General features: G+C 74.0%; 13 protein-coding genes. 10 read left to right on the top strand and 3 right to left on the bottom strand.

All coding sequences use genetic code 11. The annotated features are described in order from the left end of the window. Nucleotides 1-105: 105 nt before the first annotated feature. The 8 genes from FHR78_RS02975 (at nt 106) to smc (ending at nt 11,054) form a co-directional block, all read left to right on the top strand. A complete protein-coding gene (locus FHR78_RS02975) occupies nt 106-1,071 on the top strand; it encodes an AAA family ATPase (protein WP_166759676.1) in 966 nt (321 codons plus the stop codon). 2 nt (nt 1,072-1,073) lie between these two features. Next, nucleotides 1,074-2,339: a DUF58 domain-containing protein gene (locus FHR78_RS15510; protein WP_166759004.1), complete on the top strand. Its 1,266-nt coding sequence runs from the start codon at nt 1,074-1,076 to the stop codon at nt 2,337-2,339. Next, a complete protein-coding gene (locus FHR78_RS02965) occupies nt 2,332-4,623 on the top strand; it encodes a transglutaminaseTgpA domain-containing protein (protein ID WP_166759003.1) in 2,292 nt (763 codons plus the stop codon). The genes FHR78_RS15510 and FHR78_RS02965 overlap by 8 nt, the downstream gene beginning before the upstream one ends. 11 nt (nt 4,624-4,634) lie before the next feature. Beyond that, nucleotides 4,635-5,237: a YceD family protein gene (locus FHR78_RS02960; RefSeq protein ID WP_347878023.1), complete on the top strand. Its 603-nt coding sequence runs from the start codon at nt 4,635-4,637 to the stop codon at nt 5,235-5,237. A gap of 69 nt (nt 5,238-5,306) precedes the next feature. Then, nucleotides 5,307-5,510 carry a 50S ribosomal protein L32 gene (gene rpmF / locus FHR78_RS02955; protein WP_166759002.1) on the top strand — a complete coding sequence of 68 codons (204 nt, stop codon included), beginning with the start codon at nt 5,307-5,309 and terminating at the stop codon, nt 5,508-5,510. Between the two features lie 68 nt (nt 5,511-5,578). Then, nucleotides 5,579-6,253, top strand: a complete 675-nt coding sequence (rnc, locus tag FHR78_RS02950; RefSeq protein ID WP_243862099.1) for a ribonuclease III — start codon at nt 5,579-5,581, stop codon at nt 6,251-6,253. A 4-nt stretch (nt 6,254-6,257) separates the two neighbouring features. Continuing rightward, nucleotides 6,258-7,277 (top strand): bifunctional DNA-formamidopyrimidine glycosylase/DNA-(apurinic or apyrimidinic site) lyase, encoded by a 1,020-nt coding sequence (mutM, locus tag FHR78_RS02945; RefSeq protein WP_166759000.1) that lies wholly within the window; start codon nt 6,258-6,260, stop codon nt 7,275-7,277. Between the two features lie 87 nt (nt 7,278-7,364). Beyond that, on the top strand, nt 7,365-11,054 hold the full coding sequence (smc, locus tag FHR78_RS02940) for a chromosome segregation protein SMC (protein ID WP_166758999.1): 3,690 nt from the start codon (nt 7,365-7,367) through the stop codon (nt 11,052-11,054). Here smc and FHR78_RS02935 read toward each other — a convergent pair. Continuing rightward, nucleotides 11,051-11,617 carry a histidine phosphatase family protein gene (locus tag FHR78_RS02935; protein WP_166758998.1) on the bottom strand — a complete coding sequence of 189 codons (567 nt, stop codon included), beginning with the start codon at nt 11,615-11,617 and terminating at the stop codon, nt 11,051-11,053. The two genes, smc and FHR78_RS02935, sit on opposite strands and share 4 nt — an antisense overlap. A gap of 132 nt (nt 11,618-11,749) precedes the next feature. After that, a complete protein-coding gene (locus FHR78_RS02930) occupies nt 11,750-12,769 on the bottom strand; it encodes a TerC family protein (protein WP_166758997.1) in 1,020 nt (339 codons plus the stop codon). A 211-nt stretch (nt 12,770-12,980) separates the two neighbouring features. Between FHR78_RS02930 and ftsY the strand changes: the two genes are divergently transcribed. Then, nucleotides 12,981-13,850: a signal recognition particle-docking protein FtsY gene (gene ftsY / locus FHR78_RS02925; protein ID WP_166758996.1), complete on the top strand. Its 870-nt coding sequence runs from the start codon at nt 12,981-12,983 to the stop codon at nt 13,848-13,850. 55 nt (nt 13,851-13,905) lie between these two features. Beyond that, nucleotides 13,906-15,480 carry a signal recognition particle protein gene (gene ffh, locus FHR78_RS02920; RefSeq protein WP_166758995.1) on the top strand — a complete coding sequence of 525 codons (1,575 nt, stop codon included), beginning with the start codon at nt 13,906-13,908 and terminating at the stop codon, nt 15,478-15,480. Between the two features lie 63 nt (nt 15,481-15,543). Here the strand turns inward: ffh and FHR78_RS02915 are convergent, their stop codons facing one another. Continuing rightward, a complete protein-coding gene (locus FHR78_RS02915) occupies nt 15,544-16,689 on the bottom strand; it encodes a glutamate--cysteine ligase (RefSeq protein WP_166758994.1) in 1,146 nt (381 codons plus the stop codon). Nucleotides 16,690-16,724: the final 35 nt, after the last annotated feature.

Below are 16,724 nucleotides of genomic sequence, written 5' to 3'. Positions count from 1 at the left end.
ACCCCGCCCGGCACCCGAGAGACGACGATGACGACGACGACCACCCCCAGCAGCGAGGCCCGCCGAGAGCGCCGTCGGCCCGAGGCCGCCCCGGCCCTGCCGCCCATGGAGCTGGACGAGGTGCAGCAGAAGGCCCGTGGCGTGCTCGAGGCCGTCGCCACGGTGATCGACGGCAAGGACGGGGCCATCAGCACGGCCCTCACGGTCCTGCTCGCCGAGGGGCACCTCCTCATCGAGGACGTCCCCGGCGTGGGCAAGACGCAGCTCGCCCGGGCCCTCGCGAAGGCCGTCGACGCCACGGTGACCCGCATCCAGTTCACGCCCGACCTGCTGCCGAGCGACATCACGGGCGTCTCGGTCTACGACCGCGAGCGGGGCGGCTTCCAGTTCGTGCCCGGCCCCGTGTTCGCCAACGTCGTCATCGGCGACGAGATCAACCGGGCCTCGCCCAAGACCCAGTCGGCCCTGCTCGAGAGCCTGGAGGAGCGCCAGGTCACCGTCGACGGCGTGACCCACCCGCTGCCCGACCCGTTCCTCGTCGTCGCGACGCAGAACCCGGTCGAGATGGAGGGCACCTACGCGCTGCCCGAGGCGCAGCGCGACCGCTTCATGGCCCGCATCTCGCTCGGCTACCCCGACGCCGAGAGCGAGCTGCGCATGCTCCGCCAGCGCGAGCGCACCAGCCCCCTCGACGTGCTCCGGCCGCTCGTCTCGCTCGACGACCTGACCCGCATGATCGCGGCCGTCCGGGGCGTCTACACGGCCGAGGCGGTGGAGCGCTACGCGGTCCGCATCGTCCAGGCCACGCGCGTGCACCCCGAGGTGCGGCTCGGCGCCAGCCCCCGTGCGACGCTGCAGCTGATGCGCGCGGCCAAGTCGTGGGCGGCGCTGAATGGCCGCTCGTTCGTGGTGCCCGACGACGTCGACGCGCTCAGCGGCCCCGTGCTCGGGCACCGCATCATCCTGGCCGGCCGCGCCGGCGCCGGGGCGGTGACGGCGGCCTACGACCTCGTCGCCGACGTCGTCGCCGCGACCGACGTGCCGCTCGGCGACCCCGCCGACGCCCGCTGACCGTGGCGCTCGGGCAGGCGCCGCGCCCCACGGCGCGCGGGGCGGGCGTGGTCGGCGCGGGCGCGGTCGCCGTCGTGGCCGGCGTGCTGCTCGACTCGACGCCCCTGGTCTTCGCGGGCCTCGTGCTCGTGCTGCTCGTCGCGGCCGTGCTCGTGTCCCTCGTGTTCCGGCGCGCCGACCTCGACGTCGCCCGGCGCTTCGGCCCCGACCGCGGCGTCGCGGGCCGGTCCGTCGTCGAGACCCTCTCGCTCGTCCCGAGGGGCCGTGGCCAGGTCGTCGTGCTGCGCGAGGGCCTGCCCTGGCAGGGCGGCCCGTCGGCCGAGTCCGCGACCGTGGCGCTCGAGCCGGGCCGCACCTCCTCGGCCGTGTTCCGTCACGACGACCTCGTCCGCGGCCGTCACCGTCTGGGGCCGCTCACCGTCGACCTCGTCGAGTCGTTCGGGGTCGGGCGCCGCCGCACGTCCGTGCCCGGCATGCACGAGCTCGTCGTCGTGCCCGAGGTGCTCGACCTCGGCCTCGCCCGCGAGTCACGGGCGCTCGGCGACGGCGCCCGTCGCCAGCGGGGCCAGAGCCTGACGGGCGCCGAGGACGACCCCGTCACGCGCGAGTACCGCCGGGGCGACCCCATGCGGCGCGTCCACTGGAAGGCGACGGCCCGGCACGACGACCTCATGGTGCGCCAGGAGGAGCAGCACGGCCTGCCCCACGTCCGCCTCGTCCTGCCGACGGCGCTCGGGGCGTGGGACGACGCGACCACCGGCCCCGGGGGAGCAGGCCGGCACAGCGACTCGTTCGAGTGGGCCCTGTCGCTCGTGGCCACGCTCGCCGTCGAGTGGGGCCACGCCGGCTCGGTCGCGGTCGTCACGACGCCCGACGGCGACCTCGTGGCCCGGCACGACCCCGAGTCGACCGGGGCGTTCCTCGAGGCTCTCGCCGACGTGGTCCTCGACGACCCCGCCGGCGTCCCCGCCCCGTCCGCGGCGGCGCGGGAGCCCGTCGTCGCCGTCGTCTCCGGGCTCCGCCGCCGTGACCTCGACGTCCTCGTGCGGTCCCGGGCGGTCGGCGCCTCCGCGGTCGCCGTGGTGGTCTCGCCCGCGCTCGACTTCACGCACACGGGTCGCCCGTCCGCCGCCGACGCAGGCGACGCGCCCCTCCGCCCTGCCGAGGTGGCCGAGCTGCTGCGCGGCTCGCGCTGGCGGGTCGTCGAGGCGGGCTCCGACGAGGCCGTCGCCGACGTCGTCCGAGGGGCAGGGCTGCTCGATGGCTGACCGCGCCCGCGCCCTCGCCCCCGCTGCCGCCGCCGACCGCCGGCCGTCGCCGCGTCCGCGGGCGGCCGCGCCGACCGGCTGGGCGGTGAGCCTGCTCGTCTGGCTCACCCTCGTCGCGTCGCTCGCGAGCCTCTCGTCGCTGTTCCAGGGCGTCGGCTGGTGGGTCGCGGGCGCCGGCGTCTCGGCCGTCGTGCTGGGCGCCTCCCTCGGGGTCAGGGCGCTCGGCGCGGGCCCGCTCGGCGGCTGGCTCGCCGGGCTCGTCTCCGGCCTGCTCGTCACCTCCGCCCTCGTCTCGGGCGGGACGGCCGTGCTCGGCGTCGTGCCGACGGCCGCGACCGTGCAGCGCCTCCGCGACCTCGCCGACCAGGCCACCACGACGATCGTCGAGGGCACGGCCCCCGTCGAGGTGCAGGACGGCCTGCTCGCCGTCGTCGTCGCGGCCGTGCTCGGCGTGGCCGTCGTCAGCGACCTGGTGGCCACGGTGGGCCGCCTGCCCGGGCTCACCGGGGCGTTCCCCGCCGTGGTGCTCGCCGTGCCGTCCTTCGTGCCCGGCACGGCGGTCCGCTGGCCGTGGGTGGTCCTGGCGGTGCTGCTCTGGCTCGCGCTCCTCGCGGTCTCCACCGGGCGCCGTCCGACGCGGTCCGCCGCCGTCGGGGGAGTCGCGGCCGTCGGCGTGGCGGCGCTCCTGACCGCGGTCGTGCCGTTCGGCGGCGTCGCCCCGCTCAGCGGCGTCGGCACCGGGACGGGGCTCGCGACGGGCGTCAACCCCGTCGTCGACCTCGGCGACGACCTGCGCCGCGGCGCGCCCCTCACGGTGCTCACGTACCGCTCGTCCGACACCGACGGCACCTACCTCAAGCTCGTCGACCTCGTCGACTTCAGCGGCCGCACCTGGAGCCCGGCCGACGCCGACGTCGACCCCGACCTGGACGTCGAGGCCCTGCCCGACGCCCCCGGCATCGCCGAGGGCACCTCTCGTCGCGTCGTCAGCACCGAGGTCAGCATCGGCGCGCTGCGGAGCCCGTACCTGCCCGTGCCCGTGCCGCCGCAGACGATCACCGGCCTCGACGACGGCTGGTCGTACGTGGACCAGTCGGGCGTCACGGTGCGCAGCACGACCGAGAGCACCCAGGGCCTCGACTACACGGTCGAGAGCCGCCCGGTCGACCCCAGCCCCGAGCAGGTCGTGGCCGCCCTGGGCGACCAGGGCGCCGACATGTCGGCCTACCTCTCGGTCGACGGCGTCCCGCGCACGGTCAGCGACCTCGCCGCCGAGGTCACGGCCGACGCGGCCAACCCCTTCGACGCCGCGGTCGCGCTGCAGGACTGGTTCCGCGACGGCGACTTCACCTACTCGGAGGAGACGCCCGTCGACGAGGGCTACGACGGGAACGGCCTGGACGCGGTCGAGCGGTTCCTCGAGGTCAAGAGCGGCTACTGCGTCCACTTCGCCTCGGCGATGGCCGTGATGGCCCGCACGCTGGGCATCCCCTCGCGCATGGCGGTCGGGTTCCTGCCGGGCACGCCGACGGGCTTCGGCGACGAGACCGCCCGCGCCGTGAGCAGCGACGACCTGCACACCTGGCCCGAGCTGTACTTCGAGGGCCTCGGCTGGGTGCCGTTCGAGCCGACGGTCGGGCTGGGCACGCCGCAGTCGTACCTGCAGGAGACCGGCGTCGAGCCCTCCGCCGCGCCGAGCGCCTCCGACGCGGCCACGCCCGAGCCCACGGCCGACGAGCCCTCGACGGCCCCCTCCGCGGGCGGACCGACGCCCGGCGCCGACGAGTCGCAGGACGCGTCCGCGCAGCAGGGCGGGGCCGGCCCGGCCCCCGTGGTCGGCGGGGCCCTCGGGCTCGCCGTCCTCGCCGCCCTGCTCGTGGTCCCCTCGGGACTGCGCGGCGCCCGGCGACGCCGTCGGCTGACCGCCGACCCGCCCGACCGCGCGCTGGCCGCCTGGCGCGAGGTGCTCGACACGGCGCTCGACCTCGGGCTCGCGCCTCCGTCCGGGGCGACGCCGGCCTCGGGGGCGGCCGCGCTCGACGAGGTGCTGCGCTCGGCGCCGCGTCCGGACGAGGAGGCGCGCGTCGCCCTGGCCTCGCTGGCCGCGGCCCTCGAGGGCGAACGCTTCGGCGCCGACCCCGCGGGCGGGCACGTCGCGGACGACGCGCGCCGGGTGCTCCGCGGCCTCCGCGCCTCCTCGTCCCGGGGCCGACGGGCGGCGGCCCTGCTTGCGCCCCGTTCGCTCGTGGCGACCACGGAGGCGCGACGCGCCGCAGGTGCGTAGACTCTCCCCTCGTGCCTCACTACACCAAGACCCCCTGGACGCTGTCGGTCTACGACCTCCTGCACCGTGCGGGCGAGATGCGCGAGCACTCGATCGAGGTCGTGGTGCCCGAGCGCCTCGGCGAGGGGCAGGTCGCCGTCCAGGCGGGCGACGTGCTCGAGCTCGACGTGCGGCTCGAGGGCCTGCACGACGGCATCCTCGTGTCGTCGCACGTGTCCGGCACCGCGACCGGCGAGTGCAGCCGCTGCCTCAAGGCGATCAGCGTGCCTGTCGAAGTCGATTTCGCCGAGCTTTTCGCGTACGCTGTCGACGAAGCTTTTGACTACCAGGTTCAAGACGATCACGTGGATCTTGAACCAGTGGTCAGAGACGCAGTGGTCCTGTCACTGCCCTTCCAGCCGGTCTGTCGTCCGGACTGCCCTGGACTCGACCCGGTGACGGGCGAACGAGTCGAGGACATCCCCGACTACCAGCCTCGTGAAGACGTCGATCCCCGGTGGTCGGCCCTCGCGGGGTTCCAGGCTGAATCGGCACCTGCCGACGGCGCGTCGCAGCGCGACGAGTCACCTGTCCAGGCTCCCCGTGAGCCCGGTGCAGACGACGAGCAGCGCTGAGACCACCGCGTCACCCACCCACGTCAGACCAGGTCCCCGCGAGGGGGCCGCAACAGAGAAGAGAACCTCATGGCCGTTCCCAAGAGGAAGCAGTCACGCTCGAACACCCACGCCCGCCGGTCGCAGTGGAAGGCCACTCCCGTCCAGCTGGTGAAGACCGTCGAGAACGGCAAGGTCACCTATTGCCTCCCGCACCGCGCCAAGGTCGTCGAGGACAGCGCCGGCACCGCCCTGTACATGGAGTACAAGGGCCGCAAGGTCGCCGACGTCTGAACCCGTCTCCCGTGACCACGTCACTCCCTGATCAGCCCGCGTCGAGCCCTCGTGCCGACCGGGCTGATCTGTTGGTGCAGCTCGGCATCGAGGTGCGCGACGACCTGATCGAGCTGGCGCTCACGCACCGCTCGTACGCCTACGAGCACGGCGGCATCGCGAACAACGAGCGGCTCGAGTTCCTCGGCGACTCGATCCTCGGGCAGGCCGTCACGGTGATGCTCTTCACCGAGAACCCCGACCTCGACGAGGGCGAGCTCGCCAAGCGCCGGGCCAGCCTCGTCAGCACCGTCGCCCTGGCCGAGGTGGCCCGCAACATCGGGCTCGGCGCGCACCTGCGCCTCGGCCGCGGCGAAGAGCTGACGGGCGGCCGCGACAAGCCGTCGATCCTCGCCGACACCGTCGAGGCGATCATCGGCGCGACCTACCTCGACGCCGGCGGCGAGGCGGCCACCGCCTTCGTGCTGCGCCTCGTGGCCCCGCTGCTCGACGACCCCGCGCGCTTCGGCGCCGCGATGGACCCGAAGACGAGCCTGCAAGAGCTCGCCGCGGCCCGTGGTCGGGGCACCCCGACCTACCACGTGACCGACAGCGGCCCCGACCACGACAAGCGCTTCCACGCGGCCGTGCGCCTCGGCGACTCGCCCGACGACGTCGCCCTGGGCACGGGCAGCAGCAAGAAGCAGGCCGAGATGGCCGCGGCGCTCGAGGCCTGGACGCGGCTCTCGAGCGGCGACCGCTGACCCCGTGCCCGAGCTGCCCGAGGTCGAGGTCGTCCGCGCCGGTCTGGCGCCGGTCGTGGCCGGCGCCGTCGTCACCGGCGTCACCGTGCTCGACGACCGCTCGCTCAAGCGGCACCGCGGCCCGTCGGTCGACTTCGTCGACCGGCTCGTCGGCGGCACGGTCGACGCGGCGGTGCGACGGGGCAAGTTCCTCTGGTTCCCGTTCGAGCCCGCCGAGCCGCACGACCACCCGCTCGCCCTCGTCGCGCACCTCGGCATGAGCGGCCAGGTGCTGCTGCGCAGCTCCGACCACCCGGGCGACCGCCTGATGCGCATCCGGCTCGACGTCGACAGCCCGAGCCACGGCGCCGTCCGCCTGGCGTTCGTCGACCAGCGCATCTTCGGCTCGATGGCGCTCGACGAGACCGTGCCGACGCCCGACGGGCGGGCCGCGGGCTACTCGGGCGCGCACCTGCTGGGGTCGGCCGACGCCGACGCCGAGCTCGCGGACGACGGCACCGACGCCCGGGCTCGCGGCGGCGTCCCCGCGGCCGCCCGTCCCGTCGCCGACTGGGCGACGCGCGTGCCGCAGCAGGTCGCCCACATCGCCCGCGACCCCCTCGACCCCGCCTTCGACGAGGCCGCGGTCGTCACCCGCCTCCTGGCCCGTCGCACGGGCGTCAAGCGCGCCCTGCTCGACCAGGGCCTGCTCAGCGGCGTGGGCAACATCTACGCCGACGAGAGCCTCTGGGCCGCGCGCCTCCACCCCGAGCAGCCGACCGAGGCCCTCTCGCGGGCCCGCGCGCGCCTCCTCGTGGCCGAGGTGCGCGCCGTGCTGCTCAAGGCGCTCGGCGAGGGCGGCACGAGCTTCGACGCGCAGTACGTCAACGTGAACGGGCAGTCGGGCTACTTCAGCCACAGCCTGGCCGCCTACGGGCAGCAGGGCCGGCCGTGCCCCCGCTGCGGCACGGCGATCGTGCGCGAGGCGTTCATGAACCGGTCGAGCCACTTCTGCCCCCGCTGCCAGCGGGTGCGCGTCGCCTGACCCGGCCCGCGCCTCCCGGGGGCGAGGCCCCTGCTCGCCTATCCTCGGAGGACGGACACGGCACCCGAGACCGGTGAGGAGGCGCGCGTGCACCTGAAGAGCCTCACCCTCAAGGGCTTCAAGTCGTTCGCCTCGCCGACCACGTTCGCCTTCGAGCCGGGCGTCACGTGCGTCGTCGGCCCGAACGGGTCGGGCAAGAGCAACGTCGTCGACGCGCTCGCCTGGGTGATGGGCGAGCAGGGCGCGAAGTCGCTGCGCGGCGGCACGATGGCCGACGTCATCTTCGCGGGCACCTCCACCCGCGGCCCGCTCGGGCGTGCGCAGGTGGTGCTCACCATCGACAACGCCGACGGCGCCCTGCCGATCGACTACGCCGAGGTCACGATCAGCCGCACGTTGTTCCGCAACGGCGGCAGCGAGTACGCGATCAACGGCGAGGGCTGCCGCCTGCTCGACGTGCAAGAGCTGCTCAGCGACTCGGGCCTCGGCCGCGAGATGCACGTCATCGTCGGGCAGGGGCAGCTCGACGCGGTGCTGCGGGCCACGCCGGAGGAGCGGCGCGGCTTCGTCGAGGAGGCGGCGGGCATCCTCAAGCACCGGCGCCGCAAGGAGAAGACCCTCCGCAAGCTCGACGCCATGCAGGCGAACCTCACGAGGCTGAGCGACCTCGCCGGCGAGATCCGGCGACAGCTCAAGCCGCTCGGCCGACAGGCCGAGGTGGCCCGCGAGGCGCAGACCATCGCGGCGGTCGTCCGCGACGCCAAGGCGCGCCTCCTCGCCGACGAGGTCGTCGGGCTGCGCGACGGGCTGGCGCGCCGGTCGAGCACCGAGGCCGAGCGCCGCAGCGAGCGGAACGTCCTCCAGGAGCAGCTCGACCAGGCCAAGGCGCGCGAGCACAGGCTCGAGCAGCAGATGGTCGGCGACGCCGTCGACGAGGCCCGGCGGGTGGCCTTCGGGCTCGAGTCGGTTCAGGAGCGCCTCCGCGGGACGGCGAGCCTCGCGCAGCAGCGCCTCCAGCTGCTCGCCCAGCAGGCGGACGGGCCGGCGGCGCCGAGCACCGTCAGCGCCGGCATGGTCGCCGACGCCCGGGACGAGGCGGAGCGGCTGCAGGGGGGAGTGGCGCAGGCCGAGCAGGGCCTCGCCGAGGCCCGAGCCGCGGTCGTGACCGCCCGCGCCTCCCTCGACGCCCTCGACGAGGAGATCGCGGCCCAGAGCGCCCTGGTCTCGCGTCACGACCTCGTGCTGGGCCAGCTGCGGGGCGAGCTCGACGTCGCGCAGTCGCGTCTCGCGGCCGTGCGCGGCGAGGTGCTTCGACAGGGCACGGCCCGGGAGGCGGCGGTCGCGCGCCGGGACGCCGGCCGGGCCGAGCTGGCCGAGCTCGAGCAGGCGGCCCCCCGTGGCGGCGCGGGCGACGAGGGCGACGACGCCGTCGACCACGACGCCCGACGAGCCGAGGCCGAGCGAGCCGCCCTCGAGCGGCAGGCGGCCGTCGACGACCTGCGCGACCGCCTCCACGCCGCCGAGCGCGAGCGCGACGCCCTCGCCGCCCGCCGCGGGGCCCTGTCCCTGGCCCTCGACCGGGCCGACGGCACGACGGCCCTCGTCGCCGCCGGGCGGCCCGGCGTGCGCGGCCCCGTCGCCGAGCACGTCCAGGTGCGTCCCGGCTACGAGGCCGCCGTGGCCGCGGCCCTCGGCAGCGTGGTCGACTCGGTGCTCGTCGACGACCCCGACGCCGGCTTCGGCGCGCTGGCCCACGCGACCGAGGCCGAGCTCGGCCGGGTCGAGGTGGTCGTGGCCGCGCCCGAGCGCGTGCTCCCCGCCCTCGACGTCGAGCTGCCCGACGGCGCCGTCCTCGCGACGAGCGTCGTCGACGCCCCGGCCGGGGTTCTCGGCCTGCTCGCGAGCACCGTCGTCGCCGACGACCTGCCCACGGCCCGGGCCGCCTGGGCCGCCGCGTCCGGCCACCCGTCGCCCGTCACCGTCATCACGCGCTCGGGCGAGGTGCTCACCGACTTCGTCCTGCGCGGCGGGTCCGGGGCCGAACGGTCGCGCCTCGAGCTCGTCGCCGAGCGCGACGCGGCGGCCGAGCGGCTCGGCGAGGTCGAGGCCGAGGCGGCTCGCCTGGCCGACGAGCGCGCCGAGGCCGAGGAGGCGCTGGCCGCGTCCCGCGAACAGGTCGCGCAGGCCGCGCGCGCGGCCCGCGAGCAGCAGGCCGCCACGGCCGCCCACGAGCAGCGGCTCGGGCGCCTCCGGGCGCAGGTCGACGCCGCCGAGGCGGAGGAGGCCCGCCTCGGCGCGTCGCTGGCCGCCGCGGAGGAGGGCGCCGTGGCCGCCGTCCGGGCCGTCGACGAGGCCCGCGCGGCGCACGACGAGCACGCCGCCCGGCCGAGGCCGATCCTCGACGCCTCCGCCCGGGACGGGCTCCTCGCCGAGGTCGAGCAGGCGCGGGCCGTCGAGATCGAGCGCCGGGTCCAGCTCGAGACGGTCCGCGAGCGGGTGCGCGCCGAGGTCGCCCGGGCCGGCGACCTGCAGCGCCAGCTCGACGAGCAGCGCGCCGCCGCCGAGGAGCACGCCCGGCGCACGGTCGTCCGGCAGCGCGAGATGGGCCGTACCTCGGCCGTGCTCGAGGCCCTGCCCGCCGTGCTCGACGCCGTCGGGCGGTCGCTGGCCGAGGCACGGGCCCGGCTCGCCGAGCAGGAGGCGGCGCGCACGCGGCAGAACGACGAGCTCGCCGCGCTGCGGCGCGACGAGCGCGCCCTGCGCGAACGGCTGCACGGCGTCACCGAGACCGTGCACGGCCTCGAGATGGAGATCTACGAGACGAAGCTCCACCTCGGCCAGCTGCTCGAGCGCGCGGCGTCCGAGCTCGGGCTCGACGACGAGGTGCTCGTCGCCGAGTACGGGCCCGACGTGCTCGTGCCGGACGACCGCGCCGCGCCGACCGGGGTCGACGCCCAGGCGGCGGCGGGGGAGGCCGCCCCCGGTCCCGGTCCCGGCCCCGGGGACGCGACCGACGAGGCCTCGCGCACCGCGCCTCCTGCGGGCACGCCCTACGACCGCGCCGCCCAGACGGCCCGGCTCGAGGCGGCGAGCCGCAAGCTCGCGCAGCTCGGCCGCGTGAACCCCCTCGCCCTCGAGGAGTTCTCGGCCCTCGAGCAGCGGCACGCGTTCCTCACCGAGCAGCTCGCCGACCTGACCGGCACCCGGCGCGACCTGCTGGCCATCATCGACGAGATCGACGAGAAGATGCAGACCGTCTTCGCGAGCGCCTTCGACGACACGCAGGCCGCGTTCGACCGGGTGTTCCCGATCCTGTTCCCGGGGGGCAGCGGCTCGCTGCACCTCACCGACCCCGACGACCTGCTCGCGACGGGCATCGAGGTCACGGTGCGGCCGGCCGGCAAGAAGATCGAGCGCCTGTCGCTGTTGTCGGGCGGGGAGCGCTCGCTCGCGGCCGTGGCGCTGCTCATCGCCATCTTCAAGGCGCGGCCGAGCCCGTTCTACATCATGGACGAGGTGGAGGCGGCGCTCGACGACGCGAACCTCGGCCGGCTCCTCGCCATCTTCGAGGACCTGCGCGAGACCAGCCAGCTCATCGTCATCACCCACCAGAAGCGGACGATGGAGATCGCCGACGCGCTCTACGGCGTCTCGATGCGCCAGGACGGCGTGAGCGCCGTGGTCGGCCAGCGCGTCGTCGCGGAGCGCGCGACGACGGGTGCGGACGACCCCGCGGCCGGCGGCGGCGCCGCGGCCCCCGTGGCGGAGAGCGCCTAGACCGTCCGGTCGTTGATCGAGACGACCCGCCAGGCGGTGCCGTCCCACTCGACCGTGTTGGCGGCCGCGTTCTCGATGTGCGGCGCCTCCCGGCCCATGATCTGCGACAGGGTGAAGCGGATGATCGTGCCGTGGCAGACGACGACGATGTGCGCGTCGGGGCCGTCGAGGGGAAGGCGGGTGTCGCGGATCATCTCGAGCGCGCCCATGCCCCGCGCCGCGACCGACTCGCGCGGCTCGATGTCGGGCCAGGCCTCGTTCGGCTCGTCGGGGATCTCGCCGTCGGCGACGAGGCCCTCGTGCGACGCGTAGTCGCGCTCGATCAGCTCGTCGTACGCGTCGCCCAGCTCGATGCCGAGCTCGGCGGCGATGATCTCGGCCGTCTCACGGGCCCGCATCAGCGGCGACGAGACGATGGCCGACCACTGCGAGCCCGCCAGCACGCGCGCCGCCTCGAGGGCCTGGCCGCGGCCCGTGTCGTTGAGGGGGACGTCCGACGAGCCCTGCAGCTTGTCCTGGCTGTTCCAGTCGGTCTGGCCGTGTCGGATGAGTTCGAGTCGCATGGTGCGTGTGGTTCCGTCCTGGTGTCGCGGTGGTGGTGGAGCTGCGGCGCGGTGCTGCGGCGCCGTCGTGGTGCCGGCGGGACGAGGAGGCGGCGGGTGCGTCCCGGGGACGCGCCCGCCGCCTCCTGCGCCCTACCGCTCGTCGGCCTCGGCCTCGGCGGTCGACGCCGGCAGCGTGTGGGGGACGCCGTCGCGCTTCGTCTTGCGCAGGCTCAGGACGGTCGCCACGGCGATCGTCAGGAGGATGAAGCCGAGCGAGAACCAGATCGGGATCTCGGGGATCCACTCGATCGGCCGGCCGCCGTTGATGAACGGCACCTCGTTGACGTGCAGGGCGTGGAACACCAGCTTCACGCCGATGAAGGCGAGGATGACCGCGAGGCCCTGGGCGAGGTAGACGAGGCGCTCGAGCAGGCCCGAGATGAGGAAGTACAGCTGGCGCAGGCCGAGCAGCGAGAAGGCGTTCGCCGTGAAGACGATGTAGGCCTCCTGGGTGAGGCCGAAGATCGCGGGGATCGAGTCGAGCGCGAAGAGCACGTCGGTGAGGCCGATGGCGAGCATGACGAGGAACAGCGGGGTGAAGAGGCGCTTGCCGTCGACCTTCGTCGTGAGGCGGTCCTCGACGTAGTCGTCCGAGGTCGGCACGATGCGGCGCAGGATGCGGATGAGCCGGCTGTCGGCCTGGTCGCCCTCGTCGTGGCCGCCGCGGACCTGGCTGAAGGCGAGCCAGAACAGCAGGGCGCCGAAGAGGTAGAAGACCCACGAGAAGTTGTCGATGATCGCGACGCCGGCGGCGATGAAGAGGCCGCGCGAGACCAGCGCGATCGCGATGCCGACCAGCAGGACCTTCTGCTGGTAGATCCGCGGCACGGCGAAGCTCGTCATGATGATGAGGAACACGAAGAGGTTGTCGACCGAGAGGGCCTTCTCGGTGATCCAGCCGGCGAAGTACTCGCCGCCGTAGGTCCAGTTCGAGAAGACGCCGACGCCGACGCCGAAGAGGATCGCGATGCCGATGTAGACGATCGACCAGAAGGCCGACTCGCGGATCGTGGGCTCGTGCGGCGTGCGCACGTGGCTGTAGAAGTCGAAGACCAGCAGGCCGAGGATGCCGGCGATGGTGATCGCCCAGGTGATGAAGTGGACGTCCATGGTGTACCTCCAGTACGCGACGGGTACTGAAGGTCTCTTCCGCCCGGCGGCCGTCCAGCCCAGCTGGTCGGTCGAGGACCGGCGCACCGGGTCGAGATCGGTCTCTTCCGTATTGACGATGGCACCGCGAGGGAGTACTCCCCTTCAACCCGCTGATCTTACATCCCCTGCACGGTCCGCGACGGTTCCGCGGCTCGTTAGGCTGGGGCGCATGGCTTCCCCCTGGTCCCTCTCCGGCGCACTGCGCGGCATGTTCGCGAAGAAGACGATCGACGACACCACGTGGGACGAGCTCGAGGAGGCGCTGATCGGCGCCGACTTCGGCCCCGACGTCACCGAGCAGGTCGTCGACGACCTGCGCCAGAAGGTGCAGCGCTACTCGACCACCGACCCGGCCGACCTCCGTCGGATGCTGCGCGAGACCCTCGAGGAGCGCCTGTCGCGGCTCGACTCGACCCTCAAGCTCAGCGCGCGGCCCGCGGTCGTGCTCATGGTCGGGGTCAACGGCGTCGGCAAGACCACCACGATCGGCAAGTTCGCGAAGTTCCTGCGCAACTTCGACCGGTCGGTCGTGGTCGGGGCGGCCGACACATTCCGCGCCGCCGCGGTCGAGCAGGTCGCGACCTGGGCCGAGCGCGCGGGCGCCCAGATCGTCCGGCCCCAGCAGCAGGGCCAGGACCCTGCCTCCGTCGCGTTCCAGACCGTCGAGTTCGCGATGCGGACCGGCGTCGAGATCGTCCTGATCGACACCGCGGGCCGCCTGCAGACGAAGTCGGGCCTCATGGACGAGCTCGGCAAGATCAAGCGCGTCGTCGAGAAGCAGACCGAGATCGCCGAGGTGCTGCTCGTGCTCGACGCGACCACGGGCCAGAACGGCCTCGCCCAGGCGCAGGCCTTCATCGAGCACGCCGGGGTCACCGGCCTCGTGCTCACCAAGCTCGACGGCTCGGCCCGCGGCGGGTTCGTCCTCGCGGTGCAGGAGCAGACGGGCATCCCGATCAAGCTCGTCGGCCAGGGCGAGGGCATCGGCGACCTCACCGGCTTCACGCCGCACGTCTTCGTGCAGAACCTGATCGGCTGACGTCCCGGCGGCCGCTGCCCGCCCCGGGGTCCGCATCGGTTAAGCTGGCCGCACCATGGCCACATTCGGAACCCTCTCTGACCGCCTCGCGGACACGTTCAAGAACCTCCGCAACAAGGGCAAGCTCACGCCCGCCGACGTCGACGGCACAGTCCGCGAGATCCGCCGTGCGCTGCTCGACGCCGACGTCGCCTTCGAGGTCGTCAAGGCGTTCACGAACACGGTCCGCGACCGTGCCCTCGGCGACGAGGTCAACAAGGCCCTGAACCCGGCCCAGCAGGTCGTGCAGATCGTCAACGAAGAGCTGATCGGCATCCTCGGCGGCCAGCAGCGCCGCCTCGAGTTCGCGAAGAACCCGCCCACCGTGATCATGCTCGCCGGCCTCCAGGGCGCGGGCAAGACGACCCTCGCGGGCAAGCTCGCGAAGTGGCTCGCGAAGGACGGCCACACGCCCTTGCTCGTGGCCTGCGACCTCCAGCGCCCGAACGCCGTGCAGCAGCTGCAGGTCGTCGGCGAGCAGGCGGGTGCGGCGGTCTTCGCCCCCGAGCCCGGCAACGGCGTGGGCGACCCCGTCAAGGTCGCCAAGCAGGCGATCAAGTTCGCGAAGGACAAGGTCTACGACACCGTCATCGTCGACACCGCCGGCCGTCTCGGCGTCGACGCCGAGCTGATGAAGCAGGCCGCGAACATCCGCAAGGCCGTCGACCCCGACGAGGTGCTCTTCGTCATCGACGCCATGATCGGACAGGACGCCGTCGCCACGGCGAAGGCCTTCCAGGCCGGCGTCGACTTCACCGGCGTCGTGCTGTCGAAGCTCGACGGCGACGCGCGGGGCGGTGCGGCGCTGAGCGTCGCGTCGATCACCGGGCGCCCGATCATGTTCGCCTCCACCGGCGAGACCCTCGACGCCTTCGAGCCGTTCCACCCCGACCGCATGGCGAGCCGCATCCTCGACCTCGGCGACATCCTCTCGCTCATCGAGCAGGCCCAGCAGGCCTTCGACGAGGACGAGGCGCGCGCCGTCGCCGAGAAGATCGCGACCGACAACTTCACGCTCGACGACTTCCTCAAGCAGATGCAGCAGCTGCGCAAGATGGGGTCGATCAAGGGCATGCTCGGCATGCTGCCGGGCGCCAAGGGCATGCGCGAGCAGCTCGAGAACTTCGACGAGCGCGAGATCGTGCGCACCGAGGCGATCATCCAGTCGATGACCCCACAAGAGAGGGCGCTGCCCAAGCTCCTCAACGGCTCGCGTCGGCTCCGCATCGCACGGGGCTCGGGCATGACCGTCACCGACGTCAACCAGCTCGTACAGCGCTTCGAGCAGGCGTCGAAGATGATGAAGACGGTCGCCAAGGGCGGCGTGCCCCAGGTGCCCGGCATGGGCCCGATCCCCGGCGCGTCGTACGGCGGCAAGAAGCAGCAGCCCAAGAAGAAGGGCTCGAAGGCGGGCAACCCCGCCAAGCGCGCGGCGCAGAACGCGGCCCTCGCGACGGGCGCGGCGCCCCGCGGCGCGGCGGCCGGCGGCGGCTCGGGCTTCGGCCTGGGCGGCGGCGCCGGTGCCGGTGCCGGCAAGGCCCCGACCGAGGACGAACTGGCGTCGCTGCAGAAGATGCTCGGCCGCGGCTAGTCCGCGACGCGGCGCGTCGAGAGTCGAGGAGGCGCGGGTCGGCCGACCCGCGCCTCCTGCGGTTCACGAGGCGGGCGCGATCCCCTCGCGGAGCTCGCGCACGAGCGACGAGACGACGGGTCGCAGGTCGCCGCCGTGCTGCGCCGAGACCGTGAGCTGCCGCTGGTAGCTGGCCCCGCGCTCGACGATCGTGTCGATGCCGCGCAGCTGGTCGAGGCAGCCGAGGCGCTCGGCCACGGGCTCGAGGTCGACGAGCAGGTCGCGCAGGTCGTCCGTGACGAGGCGCTCGTCGCCGGCGGCGTCGAGGATGACGATCGCCTCCATCCCGTAGCGGGCGGCGCGCCACTTGTTCTCGCGGACGAACCAGGGCTGCATCTGGGCGGGCTCGTGGCCCCGGTCGAGCTTCGTCGACATGTCGTCGACGAGGCACTGCACCAGCGCGGCCATCGCGCCGACCTCCTCGAAGGTCGAGATGCCGTCGAAGACGCGGGTCTCGAGGGTGCCCCACTTCGGCGAGGGGCGGATGTCCCAGCGGAGCTCGCTGTGGTCGTCGACGACGCCGGTGCGCGTCATGTCCGAGACCATCTCCTCGTAGTTCGCCCAGGCGCCGAACTGGGGCGGGAGCCCCGCGGTCGGCAGCTGCTGGAACATGAGCGCGCGGTTGGACGCGTAGCCCGTCTCCTCGCCGACCCAGAACGGGCTCGAGGCGGTGAGCGCCTGGAAGTGCGGCAGCCAGGTCAGCAGCCCGTTGAGGATGGGCAGCACCTTGTCGCGCGAGTCGATGCCCACGTGCACGTGCACCCCCCAGATCATCATCTGGCGGCCCCACCAGCGGGTGCGGTCGATGAGGGTCGCGTACCGCTCCTTGTCGGGGGTGACGTCCTGGTCGGCCCAGCGGCTGAAGGGGTGCGTGCCCGCGCACATCAGGTCGGTGCCGAGCAGCTCGGCGCTGGCCTGCACGTGGTCGATCGTGCCGCGCAGGTCGTCGACGGCGTCGGCCACGCGGCGGTGCACGCCCGACACGACCTCGACCGTGTTGGTGAGCAGCTCGGTGGTCAGGCGCTCCGGCCCGCCCTCGTTCAGGTGCGCGAGGTCGGCGAGCACGGCGGGGGCGTGCGGGGCGAGCTCGCCGCTGCGCTGGTCGACGAGGGCCAGCTCCCACTCGACGCCGAGGGTCGAGGGCTCGGAGCTCGTGAAGTCGATTCGCATGGTGCCTGTTCTCTCGTCGGACGGGGGCGGGGGTC

It is taken from the genome of Frigoribacterium faeni (assembly GCF_011761235.1).
GTDB lineage: Bacteria > Actinomycetota > Actinomycetes > Actinomycetales > Microbacteriaceae > Frigoribacterium > Frigoribacterium faeni_A.
This window is presented reverse-complemented; position numbering and strand designations above follow the sequence as displayed.

Bases quoted from the DNA above. Each gene is read 5' to 3' on its own strand.
- FHR78_RS02975 (WP_166759676.1), top strand. From the start codon at position 106: ATGGAGCTGGACGAGGTGCAGCAGAAGGCCCGTGGCGTGCTCGAGGCC.
- FHR78_RS02965 (WP_166759003.1), top strand. From the start codon at position 2,332: ATGGCTGACCGCGCCCGCGCCCTCGCCCCCGCTGCCGCCGCCGACCGC.
- rpmF (WP_166759002.1), top strand. From the start codon at position 5,307: ATGGCCGTTCCCAAGAGGAAGCAGTCACGCTCGAACACCCACGCCCGC.
- FHR78_RS02935 (WP_166758998.1), bottom strand. From the start codon at position 11,617: ATGCGACTCGAACTCATCCGACACGGCCAGACCGACTGGAACAGCCAG.
- FHR78_RS02930 (WP_166758997.1), bottom strand. From the start codon at position 12,769: ATGGACGTCCACTTCATCACCTGGGCGATCACCATCGCCGGCATCCTC.
- ftsY (WP_166758996.1), top strand. From the start codon at position 12,981: ATGGCTTCCCCCTGGTCCCTCTCCGGCGCACTGCGCGGCATGTTCGCG.
- ffh (WP_166758995.1), top strand. From the start codon at position 13,906: ATGGCCACATTCGGAACCCTCTCTGACCGCCTCGCGGACACGTTCAAG.
- FHR78_RS02915 (WP_166758994.1), bottom strand. From the start codon at position 16,689: ATGCGAATCGACTTCACGAGCTCCGAGCCCTCGACCCTCGGCGTCGAG.